This window comes from uncultured Dysgonomonas sp. (assembly GCF_900079725.1).
Lineage (GTDB): Bacteria > Bacteroidota > Bacteroidia > Bacteroidales > Dysgonomonadaceae > Dysgonomonas.
Window position 1 is genome coordinate 214241 of the sequence record NZ_LT599032.1, and the last position, 17374, is coordinate 231614.

The window sequence follows — 17374 nt, forward strand, 5'->3', positions numbered from 1 at the left end:
TAAAAATAGCCTTCACTCATTTGCACCATTCTGCATAGACTAAAAAGCAGAATCATTCATCTTTTTTATCCTTATCATTTTTCAGGTGCTTCTTTTCAAACTCCTGATAGGTTTTAAAGTCCATATGTTCACGGACAAAGTTCCGAACGTCAACAGTCCGGTAATAGGTCTTATGAGCAATCATAAAATAAGGGAGCTTACCGCTTGCCCGGTAACGTTGGAGGGTACGTTTGGAAACCTTTAAAAGAAAGGCTAAGTCCTGATTGTCGAGCAATTTCTCGTCCTCGTCAAATACTTCGTTGGTATTAATCAGTGATTTTAAATCCTGACCAATCTCATTTAGCTTCTTGGATAGCTTGTCCATCCATTTTTCAAAATCTTCGTTATTAATATACATTTTGCTTCATTTTTGAGATTAATAATTCGTTATCTCAATGCATTGATGAAGCAAAGGACGGCAAAGCGGAGAAGCAAAAACAGAGGAGTAGATAACTACTCCCCCTAAAGTCTTTTGTAATATGCTTGGATATAGCATGTTACAAAACGGTTATTTCCCATCTTGTTATTCTTTACTCTCTTTATCCTTACGAATTATGAGATTTCGCAGGAAATCAAGGGCTTTTGTTCGGTTGAATGGCTTTCGTCTGAAAACCATTACTTCTTGGTCGTAAATACTCCCGAAACTGCAATTAAACATCTTTTCAAAGACTTGTGCAATTTGGTTTAGGTGCGCAGGCTTCCCGTTCCGTTGAAATACTTTCTTTGAGAAAAAAAGGGCAATCGCAATCTCCGCTAAAGCAACAATCCCCAAATCTTTCGACTTAGGGATAATATAAAGGTCGGATTGAAATGTTATGAGATTGGATTGGTAGAATTGTTCGGGGTGTTGGATTTTGAGCCTTAATAGTTCAAGTTCATAATCAATTACGGATAATGCCTTTTGAAGACAGTTAAATTTAAAAGCATTTTTCCCCCTGCCCGTGCTGATAAAGTGATTCTATGGATACTAACTCAACACGAGTAATATTCAGTATCCGAAAGATTTTGGAGTACTTGTTTTCGGATTGACTGACTTTATTTACCTGTTCCAAAAAGCATCCATAGGCACTCTGCATTTCTTCGTTTGTGTTTTCTTGTGAAGATTCAGACAATAAGCTGAATAACTCCGTCTTTACTAATTCATTCATAAGCATAATTTTTTGATGATTAATATTGATTGTCAGACCGAAGTCCTGTTTTATGCTGAATGATTTTTTATTTATGTGTTTTATCGTTCTTACTACTTTTTATAATTCTGATGGGGGTTTGTTTGCTAAATTCTTAGCTTCTTTTACAAAATGAGAAAAATCAGTATAGCCCAATTCGTCATATAAATCATAACTACCTTTGGCTCTATAGCTTTTCAATGCTGTTTTGAAGCGTAGGGCTTTAAAGCATTGTTTAGGCGATACTCCTAATACTTCTTTGAAATATCTGTTGAGAGTAGGATTTGATACTCCGACCTCTTTGCTTACAACATTTAGCTTGTAATCATGGCTATTATTAATGTAGTAAATTGCTTTTGTTACGGCTTTAAGCTTAAAGTCAGAACTAAAGATTTTCATATTACTTAAAAGCCAATTCTCTACAAACAGAACCCGCTCATCAAAAGAGGTTTTCAATTTTAGTTCGTCTATTATTTTTTGATTTAGATATTTTTGCAATGGCAAGCTATTATCTACCAAAGTCGGAATATCTTCGGATAAACAGGAGTATAAAACTCCCGGCTTGAATTTAATTGAAAATTCATGGGTTCCGGGAGCGTGCATCACGGCGATTGCGTCTGTCAAACTGCCGGAGATTTTATCTCCTGATGTATCAGCCATACCCTGTCCACGATGAACTTTGAATGTTTGGCTCTTGTCTGACAAGTAAACTGAAACTATAACATTAGCATTGGGCAAAGCTATAAGTGAGAACGGATTTATAGAATTGTCCGGAGTTTTTATTTCGAAATAATACTCGACAATATCCTTTAGTTCAAAACAGGGATATTTAATCTCTATTTTTTCTTCATCTTCAAATATGACTTTGCCCTTTACCATGTTATTTTGTTATTATATGTAGTACCGAAAAGCCAATACCCATTGTCATCATGCGTTCTTTCCTGTTGGTTAGAAGTTGTTGTGTCCAGTCGAGCAACCCACCGTCGCCAATCTCAATCACATTCTCGCCTACTACCATTTTTGCTTTTATCCGAAAGCCATAGTAATAGTTATTTTCATAGTCGGGTTCGACAACCGATACTTTTATATGGTCGCTGTTTTTCTGAACATATGATATTGACTCTGTAATTAATGGGCTTTGACCGTCATACCCTTTGCATGGGATAATCTCGAAGTATATATGTTCAAAGCTGTAACTTCGTAAAACGTCATACGATGCTGTCAGGTGTTTAAATAGTTCCTCTTTTTCAAAATTAAAACTCCCTGTATCTTTACCACAGGAAATCAGGCAAATAACTGAAAAATGAGGTGTAAAATTAGGATTAGAAAATGCCTGCGTTCGTATAACCCTCGAAATGTTACCGTAATTGTAAGTTTTACTATCTAATTTTCCTTTTTTCTTTAATGAAGCGTAATGCAGAGCTATCGCATTGGTTGGATCTGCCTGAACTTCTGTGTTTCTTAATGCCGTTAGAACTTTCTTTTGGTCTACCGTAGCTATAACGCTACTTGTCCCCAGTTGTGCAACCGGAGAGAGTTCTATGGGGTCAAAGCCTTTACCCGCCAATATTTTATAGCAATTCAACTCATCTTCTTTGTACTTCAAAACATCTATTTGGGCGGGTTTAACCAGTTTGTTCCCTTCGTATTTATTTAGCAAGGACGAAGAGGTTTCCTGTTGAACCCGCCTGTTAAAAACGTCCAGTAAAATGGTATTTAATTCTGACCCGCTTAATTCCTCGGATAGTATCTTAACTATATCCTGCAAATCTAATTTGCTTATAATATGGTCGCCTATATCTTTTTTCATGTCTTTCTAATACTATATAAATACTACCGGAATAAATCCTATTTACTCGTATTGCTTATTTTCTTCTATTAGCTCTTCACTCCATTGATCGGGAGCCAATGGTGAAAAAAATTCTATTAAATTATCTTCAGGGTCACGCAAATTTACCGTGCGACTCCCCCAATCAGCTATATCGGTAGGTTCATTAATGAATTTCACACCCTTTTCTTTCAAAGCTCTATAAGTATCATCAACATTATCCACACTGAATGCTACAAGTGATTTCTCCCGATATCCTATAGGTAATTCTTTATCCGCATTGCCTACAGACGATGCCATCCAGTCGGATACAAAAAGAGCAAATCCCTCTATTCCGTCTGCTACCTTAAAAAAGGCATACCCACTGTTCTCATCACCCCAAGCCGGTTCCAATCCAAGTTGTTCGGTGTAGAACTTAAAACATTTAGCAAAATCCTTAACTAATAATCTTACGTTATTAAATTTCATTGTTGTCGAATTTTTATGGTTATTCTTAATACAGATGTTTCCTAAATTATTCATTATCTATAGAAAGCTATATTTTGTATATATTCTTTTATAGTTCATATTTATCATTCCATACTTTTATTATTTAATTCAAGTTGCCAGCTATAAAATTATAGAATAAAAAAGGCCAATCCATACACCATTTTCAGTTAAGCCGAGAAATGTAACAGCATCTTCAATCGTGTAAGGATATGGAAAAGTATCCCGAAGATTTACGGCGATTGCATGGTTATTCGCCAATCGTTGTATCTCTTCAGGTGGAGTTAGGTTTATATCTCGTAATCGTATCATTTTAATTCACTTATTGTTTTGGCAAAGGTAACTCCATATCTCAAATCAACGAGTGTAAAAATGAATCAATTTTATCAATAGGATTCTTATTTGCTTTACACTCTTTCAATTATTTGTTTTTCCAAACTCTCTAATTTATGGGATAAGACTTCCATATCCTGACTGATTTTCTCTTTCGTTATCTTGGCATAGATTTGGGTCGTTTTGATATTGGTATGCCCCATCATTCGGCTAACAGTTTCTATCGGAACTCCCTGTGAGATAGTCAATAAAGTGGCGAACGTATGCCTACTCACATGATAGGTCAGCCGTGTTTTAATCCCGCATTGCTTGGCTATCTTTTTCAGGATATTGTTACAGCTACCATTGCTCGGTACTGGAAAAATTCTGTTATCCCTTGTGTAGCCTTTGTACTTCTCTATTATCCGTTTGGGAACTTCCAATAAGCGGATACTTGAGTCAGTATTTGTTTTCTGCCTGCGGGTTATTATCCATAAATGACCGTCAAACGAGGTTTTGAGGTTGTCTCTTGTGAGATTTTTTACATCCGAGTAGCTTAATCCGCAAAAACATGAAAACACAAATAAGTCCCTTACCAATTCATATTGAGCGTTCTTCATTTCGGCATTGACAAGCGAGTTGAGTTCTTCTTTACTTAGGAATCCCCTATCTTTCTGTTCAGGGCTAATCAGGTATCCGGCAAAGGGATTAATGGCTAATTGTCCCGAATTTCGGGCTATGGCTACAATATGTTTTACGCCTATCATATAGCACCATATCGTATTGGTGGAACAATTTCGTTCTGTTCGTAAATAATGCTCAAAGCCATTTACAAAAGCGAGATTCAGTTCTTTAAGAAATATATCATTCCGCTTATACTCCTGTATGATATAGCTTTCTATGTGTTTATATAAGGTGCAATATTTGGAATAACTCGCTTGCGCCCTGTTGTATCCGACTTTTCGGGAAAATTCTTGGTTATGTTTGGCAAAGAGGGTTAAAAATGTATCTTGCTTTACTCCTAACCCTAAATAGGCGTTCTTTACCTTATCAGCCGTAACAAAGCCGTCCGTTTGCATTACTTCCTGATAGTGGCGGTTTATATCGACACGGATTTTATCCAAAGCGAGGTTGGTTTTTACCGCTAATGTACTTTTACCTGTCAGCCTTCCGGCTTTGGTATCCCAAAGGTTGGGCGGTACATTCATCTTACAACTGAACTGGCTGATTGTTCCGTCAATCGTGATTCTTCCCATTACGGGAACTGTTCCGTTGGGTTTGGGGTTGTTCTTTTTGAGATAGAACAAAATTTTAAAGGTACTTCTCATCTTACTCAAAGTTTACAGATTACAAAATTAGTTTACTTTGAGTTACAAGAGGTTACGCGACTTAACGCAAGAAGCAGACAATTAGCGACTTATAGCTGATTTGCATTTTTACCGTTGGTAATGATGTGGTAACCCAACTTTGTCTTACCTTTGTCTATCGGTGGCTTTTGCCGTCCAGAAGAAAAGCCAAACAAAGAGCGTTTCCCGCACATTATCAGGCGGTTGTCCTCGTTTGGCTGAAACTTGCTTTTTTATCAGACTTTTATTTTACAACTTTTAGAGCGAGTTTTTTCGTTTCGTCTTTTTTTCCGTTACGGGTCGGCCTTTGAAGTGGGGCGCTAAAGCGTTTTTGGTTCCTTTTGCGGCTTTGGGTAAAAGGAACACAAGCAATCTTTGATTGCGCGTAGTAAAAATTGCAGAAAATAATAGAACGTTAAAATTAAACTACAGATATAAAAGTGCGAATAAAACAAAGAGGCACGGAATTTCGTCCATGCCTCTTCTGTTTTATATTCCGGGGTAAATTATTTACCTTGTTCCAGTTTCAATGTAATTGTAGGCTGGTCACATACTTCAGTTGGTCCGAAGTATTGGATCGGTCCCGGATAAACAAATTCTGTACCCACAGCCCAAGCTTCACGATTTGCTACCAGATATTTAAACGGAGCACCATCGAGTTCAACAAGAGCTTTACGGATAACAGGCTTCATTTCACCATGACGGCGTTCCATATTCATCATCATTGTCACAGGTACACCACCCGCTACCCATTCACTGGCCGGAGCTGTAGTGTTACGTACCGATGACATATATCCTGTTTTGCCTGCACCAATAAGGGCTGCAGCTGTATAACCCAAAGAATAACAATAGTCTGCATCATAATTTGACGGAGCAGCACAACGCCCTTCATACCCGAAGAAATGTACTTGCGACGCAAATTTACCGCTATATTTTCCTTCAGTTTTCATTTCAGCAAGTTTGTTACCTACCATCTCAGCCAGTAATTTCTCTGTTTCGATAAGAGAAACCTGCACATTACCATGAGGGTCACGGTCTAGTGTCAACTGACGGGCTACGCCATCCGGCAGGCTTGCAAATACTTTCGAATTATCGGCAGACAAATTCTTTCTGATATAAGCCAGTTGCTCATCTTTAGGTACTGCATTGAATTCGTCCTGATGATGTGCAAGAAAATCATTCAATTCTGAAATAAGCACTTTCATTGCAGGGATAAACTCGATAAGACCTTCTGGGATAAGTACAGTACCAAAATTATTACCATCAGCTGCACGACGCGCCACAGCTTTAGCTATATCTGTTACGATATCGTCGAGTGACAATTTCTTAGCTTCTACTTCTTCCGAAATGATACATATATTAGGCTGTACCTGTAATGCACATTCAAGAGCAATGTGAGACGCAGAACGTCCCATCAACTTAATAAAGTGCCAGTATTTACGGGCCGAGTTACAGTCGCGTTGAATATTACCGATTACTTCGGCATATACTTTACATGCTGTATCGAAACCGAACGATGTTTCTATCATTTCGTTTTTAAGGTCGCCATCGATTGTCTTAGGACAGCCGATTACCTGTACACCTGCATTGATAGCTTTGTAATATTCAGCCAATACACATGCATTTGTATTTGAATCGTCACCACCAATAATAACCAGTGCTTTGATATCCAGTTTTTTGAGGATTTCAAGACCTTTATCAAACTGTTCTTTCGATTCCAGTTTGGTACGTCCCGAACCTATGATATCAAAACCTCCTGTATTGCGGTATTCATCAATAATTTCACCTGTAAGTTCTTTATAATCGTGGTCTACCAATCCGCCTGGTCCCATAAGGAAACCATAAAGACGACTGCCAGAATTTAAGTTTTTGATTCCGTCGAACAGACCTGCTATTACATTATGTCCGCCGGGAGCCTGTCCTCCAGAGAGGATAACCCCTACATTGATAGCCGGATAGTTTGCTTTCTCTGAAGCTTCTACAAACTTAAGAGTAGGCATTCCATATGTATTAGGAAATAACTTCTTCACTTCTTCCTGGTCAGCTACCGATTGTGTTGCTGCACCTTCTTCAATTTTCACAGAACCATACAATGCTTTTGGCATTTTTGGTTTATAAGCAGCCCTGGCTACTTGTAAAGCACTTTTTACCATCGTTTTTTTATTGGTTTATATAGTTAAATTTATTCAGCTCTTTTTAAGGCTCGCAAATTTCGTCATTTTTTTTCGAATATGAAAGACTTTTCAGCCCATATCTGCCCCATTTTTATACAATAAGCATTGTTTTTTTGATATAATCTTCTCTTTTGATGGTTTTGCTTATCCTTTTATCATTTTTAGTTATATCTTCACATTGAAATATATCTTTTTGATAGTATAATAAGGTATAACAATACCATAATAGACGCAAAATACACCATTTTAACTATATTTAACTACATAAATCTAACTATTTGATAGTTTTCTTTTCTTCTATATCAGAAAACAATATATCTTTGCAGTACTAAATTAATTTTGAATCATGAAAACAAAAACTTTATTTTCGTTATTAGCTATTCTGTTCTTTTCTGCAAATATTTTTGCAGGCACTCCTGAAACTATCACATTCACGAATGTGGAACAGACTGAAGCCGGGTGTGTGAAAGAATTTATATTTTGTGACAAAAACACAAATGCTCCACTGACAAAAACTACTTATGTCTATGATGCAACTAATCGTATGATGGAAAAAGCCACTTATGAGTGGATGGGCGAAAAAGGATGGACAGGTGTTCAGAAGTATAAATATACTTACAATGCCGAGAATCAACCTCAGACTCCAGCTATGATCAAGTGGGACAAGAAGTCTAACGATTGGGCTAAGAAATAAAAAAACTTCACTCACTACATATATAAAAGCCTTAAGACAAAGACTCTTTTAATAATTTAAGTTTAAAATTATTCCCGAATAGCTAAAGTGGATTATATGACGCCGCTCTTCTTTAATAAGAAGGGCGGCTTTTTTATCTACAATCTGAAGATATCGTTGTTTACTGCGATAAACAACACATTTCATTTACATGATATATTAACTCATAAACAATATTTTTTCATCTTATTGTCTTTTATAATAGAATTTTTGTAACCTTTTTCTATCAATCTCGTCATATACATAGAAAGCGCTTATAAAAATATTCAATCAGTGTAAATCAGTTTAATAAAAAATACAATTATGAAAGCAAAAGTTTTAATATCAACAATAATATTCTTATTTCTATCGGTAAGTCTTTTTTCTCAAGATAAGAAAGATAGAGACGTAAAGATAAGTAAAGACGAGAGTGGATATACAACTAAAGAGTCTACTCAGTATCAACGAACAAAGGCTGTATCAAAAGTTATATACCTATACGACCCCAGTGAAAGACTGGTAGAAAGGACAACCTACCTCTCAGAATATGGGACAAAATGGATTCCCGCACAAAAGTACAGATATGAATATACCAGTGATGGTAAAATAGCCAATATAATCCAGACAAAATGGAATCAAGAACAGAAGATATGGGCCCGAAAGTCTCATTGTATAGCACATTCGTATGGCAATAAAGGAACTGTAATAAGGCAGGTAACCATAGACACTAACGATGATAAATTACTGACTATGAAAGAATAATATTTAGACAAGATATTATCATAAACAAACAAGAGCTTTTCTCATAAATGGAGAGAAAAGCTCTTGTTTGTTGCATAAAAGAAAGACAATTATAGCTTAATATTCAGATTTTAGGCAAAATGTTAACAGAAATATTTACCTTTGTATACTATTTTTTAATCGAAATGTATGAGATCTAAATCATTTTTAACCTTGAATATCATCATAGCACTGACTTTGAATTCATGTATTCAGGATGAACCTTTAAACAGAGAAGCTGACATCACAGATGTAAAAGTAGAAGGAAGTACTTTTATTTCGAGTATTATATCCGACGCAAACGATCAAGTCCAAATATTTGTAACCAGTGATGCTGATATAACAAATCTGGCTCCTGTTATCGAAGTTTCTCCGGGAGCAACCATTTCTCCGGCATCGGGAGTGGCCATGGACTTTAGTGAAGGTAAAGAATATACAGTTACTTCCGAAGATGGTAATTATTCGAAACGATATACTATCAATGTCAGCTCCAGTATAGATTTGAAATACGACTTCGAAGATTGGGGTGAAGCCGGTGTAAGCAGTCGTAAATATCCCATATTATTATCCAATCATAATGCATGGAGCACAGGAAATTCCGGTGTTGCTATTGTTCTGAATGCAAATCCTTATCCGACTGAAAAGACAACAGACTCTTATTCCGGAACATATGGAGCTAAATTACAAACCATTAAAGGACTGTATGTATCTATAACAGATATGAATATTCCCATATTTGCCGGTTCATTGTTCTTAGGCGAATTTAGTCCAAAATTAGAAGACCCTTTACTTTCTCTGAAACTGGGGCGGATGTATTCACAGGCAAATGGTAAACCTGTAACTTTCACAGGATATTACAAATATACCCCGGGGGCTGAATTCACCGATAAAAATGGAAATCCTGTTGCAGGAAAAATAGATGAATGCAGCATATATGCCGTAATATTTAAAGTAAGCAAAAATGCATCCGGACAGAATGAATATCTGGATGGCAGAACGGTATCAACTTCTGACAAAATCATAGCTAGGGCCGATTGGAAAAGAGAGACAAGTCATATTACCGATGTCGAAGTAGATAAAGGGTTCTACAAATTCACTATTCCATTTATATACAAGGAAAAAGAAAAAGGAAAAGAATTCGATTTCGACAACAACAACTATAAACTGACAATCGTTTTATCTTCCAGTCAGGACGGTAATCTTTATGAGGGAGCAATAGGCAGTACATTGATTGTTGATGAACTGGAAATATTAACCGAAAGTTTTTAAATAGAATGAATATGAAATTGAAATCTTACAATATACTATTTACTTTACTTCTTATATCAGCATTTTCGGCAAGTATATCCGCCCAGATACAGGATAAGAAACCGCTAGATTTGTCATTCCTCCTGGGGTTTAATATTGGAGGTACAGCGCCGCTTCCTCTGCCTGCCGAGGTAAGAAAAATTGAAAGCTACAATCCGAAGTTTAACCCGCAATTAGGATTTAATGTAATATACAGTCTCGATGACAGATGGGGCATTGGAGCAGGCGCCACCCTCGACTGGAAAGGAATGAGAGTAAGAGACGAAGTGAAATATATGAAGACTAGCGTTGTACTTACCGAAGATGGCAGCCGTCTTAGCGGTTATTTTGTAGGAAAGAATATGACCAATGTAGACATGACCTACCTCACCATACCCATCTATGGAACATACAACTTTAACAACAGGTGGCAGGTACGTTTGGGTATATATGCCGCAAGGACACTATCGTCTAAGTTTAACGGAAGAGTTTATGATGGCTATATGCGTATAGATACTCCTGTGGGACAAAGGCAGGAAATAGACGGAGAGGGAGCCACATTCGACTTTAGCGATGATACCCGTGACTACGATTTCGGATTATTGGGCGGAGGCGAATTCCGCCTTACAAACCGTGTGGGAATCTACGGGAGCCTTACATGGGGATTAGTTCCTTATTTTTATTCGGGAACAAACCCAATCGAATTCAAAATGCACAATATCTATGGCACGATAGGTATAACATACAGATTGAAATAAAAATATATAATACTAATTTACCGAGAGATGAATTCAAATTGAATCCATCTCTTTTTTATGGTTCATACTGCTTATCCACCCTCAGGTTGTTTATCAAAATATAAAGCCTTACCTTTGCAGCGTAAAAAAATAACTATATAGACATGACTAAAATTTCAACGGTTCTTTTCGATTTCGACGGAGTTATTGCTGACACCGAACCTCAATATGATATCCATATCGAAGATTTAGGTGAAAGATACAATCTGGGTATAGAAAACTTTGCATTACAGGTCAAAGGCACTACTTCACCCGATATACTGAAAAAGTATTTCAGCCACTTACCTCAGGGAGAACTAGACAAGATAGCTAAAGAACTGGAAGATTTTGAACTCAATATGGATTTTCCACTGGTAGACGGTGTGATGGATTTTATCAAATACCTGAAAGAAAACAACTACAAAACAGGTATAGTTACCAGTTCTCAGGATTTCAAAATGAAAAGGGCACTCGATATTCTTCAATTATCCGATACGTTCGATGTAGTAGTCACTGCCGCGCGTATCACCGAAGGAAAACCTAATCCGATGTGTTACAAACTGGCTGCTCAGGACCTGAATTCTTCTCCGGCTGAATGTATTGTCTTTGAGGACTCACTGCATGGCATACGGGCAGGACAAGATGCGGGAATGAAAGTAATCGGCCTGTCGACTACTATACCGCACGAAGTACTGATAGAAAGAACAGAGAATGTTGTTCCAAACTTTTCTGATATACAGCAGATTATCAAATATCTGAACTGATTCCGTTCAGTCCCTTGTTCAGAAACTTAATAAAATCCAGTTCAAAGTTTGTCGTAAAAATATCTTTACCCAAATTGGACTGGATTTCTTCTATCTTCCAGAAGCGTCCGTCCGCCAGCTCATCTCTGTTTAACACGAATACACCATTATATATCGCATAGAAACAATAACTTAGTTCCCGTTCCCGATCCGTTTCTATAATATATTTTATGATGAATATCGGCTCTATACCGGAAAGCCCTAATTCTTCCCCGGCTTCACGACAAGCTGCCTTCTTCGGCGTTTCATCCAAATCGATATGTCCGGCGACCGACGAGTCCCATTTGTTGGGCTGTACATCTTTAGTCGCAGAACGTTTTTGCAAATACAATTCTCCATCCGAATTGAATATATGCAAATGAATAACAGGATGTAAAAGCTTCGAACCATCGTGGCAGACACTGCGCGGTGCCTGTCCGATTATATTGCCTGTTTCGTCAACAAGCGGAAAAATTTCTTCCGGCATAATTATATTAGTCTTTGAACAAAAGGCTTTTCGAGCGTCCTTTCTTAAAGATCATAGTACCATTTCTGATGCCCTTTCGTATCACCTTTTGCTGTTCATCGGGCAAAGATACAATATCCTTACAAGCATCTGAGCAGCAACCTTTCATTTTTTCCGCACATTCTTCGCATTGTATAAACAGCAGGTGGCATCCGTCATTCTTACAGTTAGTATGTATATCACATGGTTTTCCACATTGGTGACAATGAGCAATTATATCCTCAGTAATACGTTCTCCCAAACGGTTGTCGAACACAAAATTCTTTCCAGTAAACTTAGATTCCAGCCCTTCTGCTTTGATCTGACGGGTATATTCGATAATACCGCCTTCGAGCTGATAAACATTCTTGAATCCCTGATGCTTGAAGTACGCACTGGCTTTCTCGCAACGAATACCGCCTGTACAATACATTAACAGCTTTTTATTGTCTTTATAGTCTTTCAGTTGCTCGTGTATGATAGGCAGTGAGTCGCGAAATGTATCCACATCAGGAGTCATAGCTCCTGCAAAATGCCCTATTTCGCTTTCATAATGGTTCCGCATATCTATTACAATAGCATCCGGATCATCCATCATGTTGTTAAATTCTTTTGCCTTCAGGTGTGTGCCTATATCAGTGGGATCGAAAGTATCATCATTCAGCCCGTCGGCCACAATTTTATCTCTTACTTTTATCTTGAGTTTCAGAAACGATTTGTTGTCATGTTCCACAGCTACATTCAGTCGTATTCCTTTCATAAACGGATATGTATCCAGAAAATCCTTAAAGGCTTCCATATTAGCAGCAGGTAATGACAACTGGGCATTGATGCCTTCCTTAGCCACATAAATACGCCCTAGGACATCCAATTCATTCCAACGAATAAACAATTCATCTCTGAATGCTTGCGGATCCTGTATATGCGCATATGTATAGAAAGACAAAGTCAATCGCAGAAGTCCTGCATTATCAATAAGTATGGCTCTCTCGTCTGCACTTAATGTATTATATAATTGCATTTTATATAAATATTAATTTAGAATAATTACAAATAAAAGACAAAGATATACAGGATGCAACTAACAGTACCTATTTTCTATATTGATAGTATTTATACAACATAGATGAAGAAATATTAATCTATTGTAATAAAATTTGACAAACACTGTAAAATTATTTTACACTTTTAAATATTCAAAAACAAACAAACATCTACAAATCAGACCATTATTCACTTTGGCACGACTTTCGTTCTTAAATATTAAAAATGAAATAAAATTATGAAATATATAATCTTCACCATTGCACTCTTTATAAGTCTTACAGCCAATGCGCAGGAAAAGAAATGGACTCTGGACGAGTGTATGCGGTATGCCATAGAAAACAGCCCGAAAAAGAACAAACAAGATGCTCAAAACAGCATCTACCACCAAAATTTTCTGGAAGCTGTGGGAAAACTTATACCATCTTTGAGTGCAAATACCAATGCATCATTCAATTTTGGACGCGGACTGGATTCAGAAACAAACACATACACCGATATCAACTCTTTCAGTAACAATTACAGCCTTTACTCGTCACTTGTTTTATTCGATGGCTTTTCGAATATTAACAAGATGAAAATGCAGAAGGTGAATAAATTGATGGGTAAACAGCAATTGCAACAGACTAAAGATGCAATAGCTTACGAAACCATGGAGGCATTTATCAATGTCGCATATTATATGGATATGGTAAAACTGGCTGAACAACAACTTGAAGAAAGCGCAGCTAACGTAAAGCAAGTCAAACGAATGGAAGAGCTGGGAATGAAAGGTGTAGCTGATGTAGCCGAACTTGTGGCCAAAGAGGCCGCCGATAATTATAACCTGACACGCCAGAAAAATCTTTTGGTAATAGGCATTATTATATTGAAGGAAAAAATGAATTTTCCTATCGAAGACGATATAGAGATTAGTAATACTGTTTCAGACGAACTGATAACTAAGACTGAAGAAACTGCGCTCTCTATTTTTGAAAATACAAAGTCTGTAAATCCGAAAGCAATTGCAGCCGAATCTGCATTTCAAGCCCAACAGTTAGCCTATAGGGCTGCAAAAGGAAGCTTCTCGCCCACTCTATCGATGGAAGCCGGTATTTCTACGAATTTTTCCCGTTATATGGACGGCAGTGAATACTCTTCATTCAAAGACCAAATGAGGGACAAACGCGGGCATTACATCGGATTCTCTCTTTCTATTCCCATATTCTCAGGCTTTTCCCGCTCTGCCCAGGTAAAAAGAAGCAAAGCTCAAACAGTTATAGCACGTAACGAACGCGACGAAACCCTGCGCACACTATACAGCGAGGTAGAACAGGCTGTTGCTGACATGAACGGGCTGGCCGACGAATTTTATCAGGCAAAAAAACAGACTGATGCGATGATTGTCGCTCACAATGTAAATCAACGCAAATTTACAGAAGGATTGATAAGTGCGATAGAATTACATACAAGCTCTAACCGTTTGTTACAGGCAAAAGTAGATGAGTTGAATGCTCGACTGAAATATGAACTGAAGCATCGTCTGGTCCATTATTACAAAGGTACTCCATTTATTATCGACTAATGTAAAACATGATTAAGTTAATATTGAAATTTGAATTAAAATCGGCATAGACCAAATCTTGAAATCTTGAAATAATAAATTATATGGATATTAAAATAGAAAAGAAAAAAGGAATACAGAAAAAGCATATCCCTTTCATTGCCGGAGGTGTCTTTTTACTTGCGGTTATCGGTTGGTTCATATTTGGTAATCATGCATCAAAGTTGAATATCGAAAAAGACAAGGTTACTATACAGGAATCTACTAAAGGTATGTTCAATGATTATGTCCGTATACCGGGACAGGTGCAGCCTATCAATACTATCTTCCTGAGTGCCATAGAAGGCGGTATGGTAGCCGAGAAGCTGATAGAAGAAGGATCGGAAGTGCATCAGGGAGATGTTATAATCCGGCTGACAAACCCAATGCTAAGCCTGAACATACTCGATAGTGAAGCTCAACTGGCCGAGAAACAAAACTTTCTTCGTAATACACAGGTGTCGATGGAGCAGGAAAGGCTCAGTCTGAAAAAGGAAAAACTACAACTGGACGTGGATGTGGAACGCAAGAAGAGAAAGTATGAACAATACAAACAACTATATTCCGAAAAACTGACATCGAAAGAAGAATACCTTCAGGCTAAAGAAGATTATGAATTTGCTGTAGACGGGCGTGTATTAGTCGTTGAACGTCAGAAGCAGGATTCCTTATATCGCGGTATTCAGGTAGACCAAATGGAAGAAAGCTTACACAATATCCGTAAAAATCTGATACTGGTACGCCAACGTGTAGATAATCTGAATGTGAAAGCCCCTGTAGATGGGCAATTAGGAGTGCTGGACGTAGAAATAGGACAAACAGTCGCTTCCGGTGAACGCATAGGCCAAATCAGCGTCTTATCCGATTATAAGGTAGAAGCTATGATTGACGAACATTATATAGATAGAGTAAAACCGGGATTGGACGCCACATTTGAGCGTCAGAATAAAGACTTTGCACTGCGTGTAAGGAAAGTATATCCGGAAGTACGGGATAAACAGTTCAAAACCGATTTTGTATTCGAAGGAGAGCGTCCCGACAATATCCGTGCCGGACAAACATACTACATAAACCTTCAATTGGGCCAACCAGCCGAAGCTATATTGATACCACGGGGCCCATTCTATCAGACTACCGGTGGACAATGGATATTCGTTGTTGTGCCGGACGGTAGCAAGGCCGTAAGGCGTAAAATAACGATAGGCCGTCAAAACCCAAATTATTATGAGGTAACAAGTGGCTTGGAACCCGGTGAAAAAGTGATTACATCTGCTTATGACAGCTATGGAGATATACAAGAACTAATACTAAAATAATTTAAAAAGGAGTAAGTGAACCATGAAAAGAATTTCTTTTATTCTGATTAGCATATTATGGATATTGAATGGACAAGCCCAACAGCAAACCGAGCAAACAATTTGTGTACTTGGAGGTGATGTAAATGAAAAATTTGTACAGTATGTAGTTGATTTAACGCATAAATCCAATCCGAAAATTTGTTTTATTCCAACAGCAAGTGCAGATAATCAAGATAATATTAAATATTGGAATTTCATTTGCGAGCGGCTTTCTATCGAACCTTATACGTTAAAGGTATGGGTTAGCTCTGACAGAAATGCCAAAAGTTTCGAGGAAATTCTCCTCAATATGGATGCCATAGTAGTTGGTGGAGGAAATACATTGAATATGATGGGTATATGGAAAGCACAGGGTATAGATACTATCCTGAGAAAAGCGCTGGATAAAGGGATCATTCTTGCAGGCGGGAGCGCTGGTTCTATTTGCTGGTTTGAGAATGGTGTTAGCGATTCGCGTCCTACTGAATTGAGTATAGTTGAAGGTCTTTCTTTTTTGCCTTACAGTAATTGCCCGCACTATACCGACAGTCTGAAAAAAGAGATGTATCATCAGCAAATAAGAAATAAGCAAATGACGACCGGATATGCTATGGACAATTTATCTGCTGTATTGTTTAAAAATGGGAAATTTGTTGAAGCTGTCAGCCAAAACGATGTAAATAATTCCTATTATATTAGTCTGAAAAATGGAAAAATTCACCCTGAAAAATTAAATTCACGAATATTGGTGAATAAAAATGCTTTGCCCGAATCAACATACAAAGTAATCGATATAGAAAAGCAGGTAAACAATTTTCCTGATATTGATAACCGGGATACCCCGTTGAATGCCTATATTTCCATTAAATACATTCTAGCTAATGGTCAAATGTCGAAACTCAAAGAAGCGAGTAGTCAATCGCTTCAAGAACGTATGGGAGACATGAAAGATGCGGTGATGAGTGAAGACAAAAGAAATGCAATATTGAAAAATAATATCAACAAAGTATTCATGTATAATGATATTTTAGCGGGTATTGTCAGCAAACATGAAGATTTCTACGGCTTATGGTACTTTTACAAAGAAAATGGTAAATGGCAGAGTGCCGGGGAAGATATAGGAGGAAATACAATTCTTGAGACAGAGATCACCTTCAGAGAAAAAGCAAAAATGCATTTAGCAAAAATACAATAGTAATGCCTGAATTACGAAGGCGA

19 protein-coding genes are annotated in these 17374 nt (G+C 37.4%); 8 read left to right on the forward strand and 11 right to left on the reverse strand.

Features of this window, described 5'->3' with window-relative positions:
- Positions 1 to 52: 52 nt before the first annotated feature.
- From QZL88_RS00890 to QZL88_RS00930, 9 genes are all read right to left on the reverse strand, one after another.
- The gene (locus QZL88_RS00890; protein ID WP_296937984.1) at positions 53 to 397 is read right to left on the reverse strand and encodes a helix-turn-helix domain-containing protein; all 345 of its coding nucleotides are present in this window, start codon (positions 395 to 397) and stop codon (positions 53 to 55) included.
- 165 nt (positions 398 to 562) lie between these two features.
- Positions 563 to 811 (reverse strand): RteC domain-containing protein, encoded by a 249-nt coding sequence (locus QZL88_RS00895; protein WP_296937986.1) that lies wholly within the window; start codon positions 809 to 811, stop codon positions 563 to 565.
- Between the two features lie 145 nt (positions 812 to 956).
- Entirely contained in the window at positions 957 to 1193 is a 237-nt protein-coding gene (locus tag QZL88_RS00900; protein ID WP_296937988.1) for a hypothetical protein, read from the reverse strand.
- A 93-nt stretch (positions 1194 to 1286) separates the two neighbouring features.
- Complete coding sequence (locus tag QZL88_RS00905; RefSeq protein ID WP_296937990.1) at positions 1287 to 2084, reverse strand: helix-turn-helix domain-containing protein; 798 nt, start codon at positions 2082 to 2084, stop codon at positions 1287 to 1289.
- A gap of 1 nt (position 2085) precedes the next feature.
- Entirely contained in the window at positions 2086 to 3015 is a 930-nt protein-coding gene (locus tag QZL88_RS00910) for a hypothetical protein (RefSeq protein ID WP_296937992.1), read from the reverse strand.
- Positions 3016 to 3057: 42 nt separating this feature from the next.
- Complete coding sequence (locus QZL88_RS00915) at positions 3058 to 3501, reverse strand: VOC family protein (RefSeq protein ID WP_296937994.1); 444 nt, start codon at positions 3499 to 3501, stop codon at positions 3058 to 3060.
- A gap of 141 nt (positions 3502 to 3642) precedes the next feature.
- The gene (locus QZL88_RS00920) at positions 3643 to 3831 is read right to left on the reverse strand and encodes a hypothetical protein (RefSeq protein ID WP_296937996.1); all 189 of its coding nucleotides are present in this window, start codon (positions 3829 to 3831) and stop codon (positions 3643 to 3645) included.
- A gap of 95 nt (positions 3832 to 3926) precedes the next feature.
- On the reverse strand, positions 3927 to 5159 hold the full coding sequence (locus QZL88_RS00925; RefSeq protein ID WP_296937999.1) for a site-specific integrase: 1233 nt from the start codon (positions 5157 to 5159) through the stop codon (positions 3927 to 3929).
- Between the two features lie 524 nt (positions 5160 to 5683).
- A complete protein-coding gene (locus QZL88_RS00930; RefSeq protein WP_296938001.1) occupies positions 5684 to 7330 on the reverse strand; it encodes a diphosphate--fructose-6-phosphate 1-phosphotransferase in 1647 nt (548 codons plus the stop codon).
- Between the two features lie 367 nt (positions 7331 to 7697).
- Here QZL88_RS00930 and QZL88_RS00935 point away from each other — a divergent pair, with 367 nt between their 5' ends.
- The 5 genes from QZL88_RS00935 to QZL88_RS00955 all read left to right on the forward strand — a co-directional run bounded on the left by QZL88_RS00935 (position 7698) and on the right by QZL88_RS00955 (position 11670).
- Positions 7698 to 8045 carry a DUF3836 domain-containing protein gene (locus QZL88_RS00935; RefSeq protein ID WP_296938004.1) on the forward strand — a complete coding sequence of 116 codons (348 nt, stop codon included), beginning with the start codon at positions 7698 to 7700 and terminating at the stop codon, positions 8043 to 8045.
- Between the two features lie 342 nt (positions 8046 to 8387).
- Entirely contained in the window at positions 8388 to 8825 is a 438-nt protein-coding gene (locus QZL88_RS00940; protein ID WP_296938006.1) for a hypothetical protein, read from the forward strand.
- 168 nt (positions 8826 to 8993) lie between these two features.
- The gene (locus QZL88_RS00945) at positions 8994 to 10112 is read left to right on the forward strand and encodes a PCMD domain-containing protein (protein WP_296938008.1); all 1119 of its coding nucleotides are present in this window, start codon (positions 8994 to 8996) and stop codon (positions 10110 to 10112) included.
- An 11-nt stretch (positions 10113 to 10123) separates the two neighbouring features.
- Positions 10124 to 10888 (forward strand): porin family protein, encoded by a 765-nt coding sequence (locus QZL88_RS00950; protein WP_296938010.1) that lies wholly within the window; start codon positions 10124 to 10126, stop codon positions 10886 to 10888.
- Between the two features lie 143 nt (positions 10889 to 11031).
- Positions 11032 to 11670: an HAD family phosphatase gene (locus tag QZL88_RS00955; RefSeq protein WP_296938012.1), complete on the forward strand. Its 639-nt coding sequence runs from the start codon at positions 11032 to 11034 to the stop codon at positions 11668 to 11670.
- On the opposite strand, the gene QZL88_RS00960 is transcribed toward QZL88_RS00955, so the two are convergent.
- Both QZL88_RS00960 and QZL88_RS00965 read right to left on the reverse strand, forming a co-directional pair.
- Complete coding sequence (locus QZL88_RS00960; protein ID WP_296938014.1) at positions 11654 to 12175, reverse strand: NUDIX domain-containing protein; 522 nt, start codon at positions 12173 to 12175, stop codon at positions 11654 to 11656. The two genes, QZL88_RS00955 and QZL88_RS00960, sit on opposite strands and share 17 nt — an antisense overlap.
- 7 nt (positions 12176 to 12182) lie before the next feature.
- Positions 12183 to 13214: a rhodanese-related sulfurtransferase gene (locus QZL88_RS00965; protein WP_296938017.1), complete on the reverse strand. Its 1032-nt coding sequence runs from the start codon at positions 13212 to 13214 to the stop codon at positions 12183 to 12185.
- A 261-nt stretch (positions 13215 to 13475) separates the two neighbouring features.
- On the opposite strand from QZL88_RS00965, the gene QZL88_RS00970 reads away from it, so the two are divergent.
- From QZL88_RS00970 to QZL88_RS00980, 3 genes are all read left to right on the forward strand, one after another.
- A complete protein-coding gene (locus QZL88_RS00970; protein ID WP_296938019.1) occupies positions 13476 to 14801 on the forward strand; it encodes a TolC family protein in 1326 nt (441 codons plus the stop codon).
- A gap of 83 nt (positions 14802 to 14884) precedes the next feature.
- Entirely contained in the window at positions 14885 to 16135 is a 1251-nt protein-coding gene (locus QZL88_RS00975) for an HlyD family efflux transporter periplasmic adaptor subunit (RefSeq protein WP_296938021.1), read from the forward strand.
- A gap of 22 nt (positions 16136 to 16157) precedes the next feature.
- Complete coding sequence (locus QZL88_RS00980) at positions 16158 to 17351, forward strand: peptidase E (RefSeq protein ID WP_296938023.1); 1194 nt, start codon at positions 16158 to 16160, stop codon at positions 17349 to 17351.
- The last annotated feature ends 23 nt before the right edge of the window (positions 17352 to 17374 follow it).